This window comes from Streptomyces sp. NPDC059679, assembly GCF_042734105.1.
Classification (GTDB): domain Bacteria; phylum Actinomycetota; class Actinomycetes; order Streptomycetales; family Streptomycetaceae; genus Streptomyces.
The window spans coordinates 1-4,642 of sequence record NZ_JBHWES010000163.1; the positions used below are offsets into that span (position 1 = coordinate 1).

1 protein-coding gene is annotated in these 4,642 nt (G+C 71.7%); it reads left to right on the forward strand.

Annotation, left to right across the window (positions count from 1 at the left end; all coding sequences use genetic code 11):
• On the forward strand, positions 1 to 4,642 hold a 4,642-nt coding region (locus ACFV2X_RS55290; RefSeq protein WP_385631847.1), incomplete at both ends, for an SDR family NAD(P)-dependent oxidoreductase.

Consider the following 4,642-nt stretch of genomic DNA (forward strand, 5'->3'; position numbering starts at 1 on the left):
TCGAGGAGCCGATCGCCCCCGCCATCGTCCCCCTGATGGTTTCGGGCAAGACGGATGCGGCGCTGCGTGCCCAGGCGGAACGTCTCCGATCCCATTTCGCCGAGCGACTCGAGGCGGACAGGGCCGATGTCGCGCTGTCTTTGGCGTTGTCCCGGTCGCGTTTCGAGCACCGAGCTGTGCTGCTGACCCGCGACCGCCAGGGTGCGCTGGACGCGCTTGCCGCTCTGGCCGCGGGAGAGTCCGCCAGTGATGTGGTGCTCGGCTCGGCGGCCCCGCGACCCGGCGCCACCGCCTTCCTCTTCACCGGTCAGGGCAGTCAGCGACTCGGCATGGGGCGTGAGCTGGCGGGCCGGTATCCGGTCTTCGCCGACGCGCTCGACGCCGCCATCGAGGAGTTGGACGGGCATCTGAGCCGCCCTCTGCGCGAGATTCTGTTCGCCGAGGGCGGCACGCGCGAAGCGGAGCTTCTTGACCGTACGGAGTTCACTCAGCCCGCCCTGTTCGCGGTGGAAGTGGCGCTGTTCCGGCTGCTGGAGTCCTGGGGAATCACCCCTGACTACCTGGTGGGGCATTCGGTCGGTGAGATTGTGGCCGCGCATGTGGCGGGAGTGCTGTCGCTGGCGGACGCGTGTGCGCTGGTGGTGGCGCGAGGCCGGTTGATGGACGAATTGCCCGCCGGTGGGGCGATGGTGGCGGTGCGGGCGGCTGAGGACGAAGTGGTGCCACTGCTGTCGGGTGACGTGTCGATCGCGGCGGTCAACGGTCCTGGTTCCGTGGTGGTGTCCGGGGCGGAGCGGGAGGTGTTGGAGCTTGCGGAGCGGTTTGCGGCGCAGGGGCGGAAGACCAGTCGGCTGCGGGTGTCACACGCCTTCCACTCCCCGCTCATGGACCCGATGCTGGACGAGTTCCGTACCGTGGCCGAAGGGTTGTCCTACCAGCCCCCGGCCATCCCGGTGGTGTCCAATGTGACAGGCGGGCCCGCTACGGAGGAGCAGCTGTGCTCCGCCGACTACTGGGTCGAGCATGTGCGGGCCACCGTGCGGTTCTCCGACGCCATGGCGGCGTTGGGCCACGCCGGGGTGCGCAGGTTCGTCGAGGTCGGGCCGGACGCGTCGCTGTTGGCCCTGGCGGCCGAAACGGCCTCGGACGGCGCGGTGCTGGTGCCGGTGTTGCGCAAGGACCGGGGGGAGGAGCACGCGGTCACCGCCGCGCTGGCGCAGCTGTACGTCGATGGTGTGGAGGCCGACTGGGCGGCCCTGTTCCCGGGTGCCCGTCGGGTGGATCTGCCCACCTACGCCTTCCAACGCGGGTGGTTCTGGCCGCGTCCCGAGCCGTCGGTCGAAGACGCTGTGGCGTTCGGCCTCACCTCGGCGGAGCATCCTCTGCTCAACGGCGCCGTGGAGCTGGCGGGTTCCGAAGGGCGGCTGTTCACCGGTCGGCTGTCGCTTCCGCTGCGGTCGCATGCGTGGCTGGCCGATCACAGGGTGTCGGGGCGTGTGCTGGTGCCGGGTACCGCGCTGTTGGAGTTGGCGGTCCGGGCGGGCGATGAGGTCGGTTGCGACCGGGTGGAGGAGCTTACGCTGGCGGCGCCGCTCACGCTGCCGGAGCAGGGCGCCGTGCAGGTGCAGCTGGTTGTCGGCGACCCGGACGAGGCGGGCCGTCGCCCGGTCAGCGTGTACTCCCGGCCGGAGGGCCGGTCGGAGGAGTGGGTGCTGCACGCCGTCGGGGTGCTGGCGGTGGCCGGGCGCGGCGGCCGTGAGGGCGGCTGGCCGGTGTGGCCGCCGGAGGGTGCCGAACGGGTGGATCTGAGCGGCTGCTACGAGCGGTTCGCCGAGCACGGTTTCGACTACGGGCCGCTCTTCCAGGGCCTGCGGTCGGCATGGCGGCGCGGCACCGACGTATTCGCCGAGGTGGCGCTGGCGGACGCTCCCGAGGCGGACGCCGCCGCCTTCGGGCTGCACCCCGCGCTGCTCGACGCCGCGCTGCACGCCGCCTCCTGGGCGGGGACCGAGGTCCGGCCCGGTGTACTGCCCTTCTCGTGGTCGGGAGTGTCTCTGTACGGGGCCGGAGCGTCGGCGCTACGGGTGCGGCTGTCGTCGGCCGGACCGGACACCTTGTCCCTGGAGGCCACCGATCCCTCAGGGCGGCCCGTGCTCTCCGTGGAGTCGCTTGCCCTGCGCGCGATGTCGGCCGGGCCGACCGACCACACCGATGGCGCCGTGGCGGATTCGCTCTTCCATCTGGGCTGGACGCCGGTGCGCGCGTCGACGGTGCCCCCGGCCTCCGTAGCTGTCGTCGGGCCCGATGACGGCGGACTCGTCGAGGGGCTGCGGACGACGGGGCCGGCCGTTGTCGGCTGCGAAGACCTCGCCGCCCTCGCGGCAGGCGAGGACCCACCCCCCGCCGTGGTGCTGATGCCCGTGTCGGGGCCCGAGGACGATGTGGTGGGCGCCACGTATGAGGTGACGTCCCGGATCCTGGGTGTGCTGCAGACGTGGCTGTCGGACGAGCGGTGGACGCGGTCCCGTCTGGTGTTCATGACGCGTGGCGCGACCACGGGAGAGGACCTTGCGGCCGCGTCCGTATGGGGCCTGGTCCGCGTGGCGCAGTCGGAGCACCCGGACCGGTTCGCCCTGCTGGACCTCGACGGCGGGCAGCCGTCCGCCGCGGCGGTGGCCGAAGCCCTTGGGTCGGACGAGCCGCAGACGGCTGTCCGGGACGGTGCCGTCCTGGCGGGCAGGCTGCTCCGTACCCTTGCTGTCCATACCCCCGCCGTCCGTACCTCCGCAGTTGGCGAGGAGTCGGCCGGGGTGGAGTGGGATCCTGAGGCCACCGTGTTGATCACGGGCGGCACGGGTGGACTGGGCGGTGTGCTGGCCCGCCACCTGGTGGTCGAGCACGGCGTCCGGCATCTGCTGTTGGCCAGCCGCAGTGGCGGCGCGGCGAGTGGGGCGGCCGAACTGGTCACGGAACTGACGGGGCATGGCGCCCATGTGCGCGCTGTGGCGTGTGATGTGGCGGATCGCGATGCGGTGGCGGCCCTGCTGGCGGACGTACCGGCGGACCGCCCGGTGCGGGCCGTGGTGCATACGGCGGGTGTCCTCGACGACGGTGTACTGGAGGCGCTGACGCCGGAGCGGCTGGCCAAGGTGGCGCGACCCAAGGTCGACGCGGCGTGGGCGCTGCACGAGGCCACGCGCGAACTGGACCTGACGGCCTTCGTGACGTTCTCCTCGGTGGCGGGCACGTTCGGCTCGGCAGGCCAGGGGAACTATGCGGCGGCGAACGCTTTCCTGGACGCGCTGGCCGAACATCGACGTAAGGCCGGGCTTCCGGCGGTGTCGCTGGCGTGGGGCCCATGGTCCCGGGCAGGCGGAATGACCAGCGGGTTGACCGACGCGGACATGGAACGCATGACGCGCGCGGGTACGCCGCCGTTGTCCGTCGAGGAGGGCGTCGCGCTGTTCGACGCGGCGCTGGCGACGGGTGAGGCCGCCGTCGTACCGGTCCGGCTCGACCTGCCCGCGCTGCGCGCACGTGGCGAGATCCCGCCGCTGCTGCGCTCCCTGATCCGCACCCGCACCCGTCGGCATACGCTGCCGAGCTCGGGCGAGTCCGCCACCCTCGTCGAACGCCTCACCGGCCTGACCGGCACCGACCGTCGCGAGGCGCTGGTCGACCTGGTGCGTGGCCAGGTGGCGCTGGTGCTCGGGCATACGGACTCCGGCGAGGTCGGGGTCTCCCGCTCCTTCCAGGATCTGGGGTTCGACTCGCTGACGGCGGTGGAGCTGCGCAACCGGCTGAACACCGCCACGGGGCTTCGGCTGCCCGCCACCCTCGTCTTCGACTACCCGACGGTGGTCGCGCTCGCCGACCATCTGCACCGCGAGCTGTTCGGGGTGCGGACCGACGGATCGGCCCCGGACCAGGCCCGCGACCAGGCGCTGCCGATCGTGTCCGATGACCCGGTGGTGGTCGTGGGGATGGCCTGCCGCTATCCGGGTGGGGTGCGTTCTCCGGAGGACCTGTGGCGTCTGGTGCTCGGCGGTCAGGACGCCATCTCGGGCTTTCCGAGCGACCGGGGCTGGGACCTTGAGGCGCTGTACGACCCGGACCCTGACCACTTCGGCACCTCCTACACCCGTGAAGGCGGGTTCTTGCAGGATGCGGCGGAGTTTGACGCGGCGTTCTTCGGGTTGAGTCCGCGTGAGGCGTTGGCGACGGATGCGCAGCAGCGGTTGTTGTTGGAGACGTCGTGGGAGGCGTTTGAGCAGGCGGGGATTGATCCGGTGTCGCTGCGGGGCAGCCGGACGGGTGTGTTCGCGGGGGTGATGTACAACGACTACGGGACTCTGTTGCACGGCTCCGAGTTCGAGGGCTATCAGGCCAACGGCAGTGCGGGCAGCGTGGTGTCGGGGCGGGTGTCGTACACGCTGGGGCTCGAAGGGCCTGCGGTGACGGTCGACACGGCGTGTTCGTCGTCGTTGGTGTCGATGCATTTGGCGGCGCAGGCGTTGCGGGCGGGGGAGTGTTCGCTGGCGTTGGCGGGTGGTGTGACGGTGATGTCGACGCCCGTGGCCTTTGTCGAGTTCTCGCGGCAGCGGGGGCTGTCGCCGGACGGGCGGTGCAAGGCGTTCTCGGA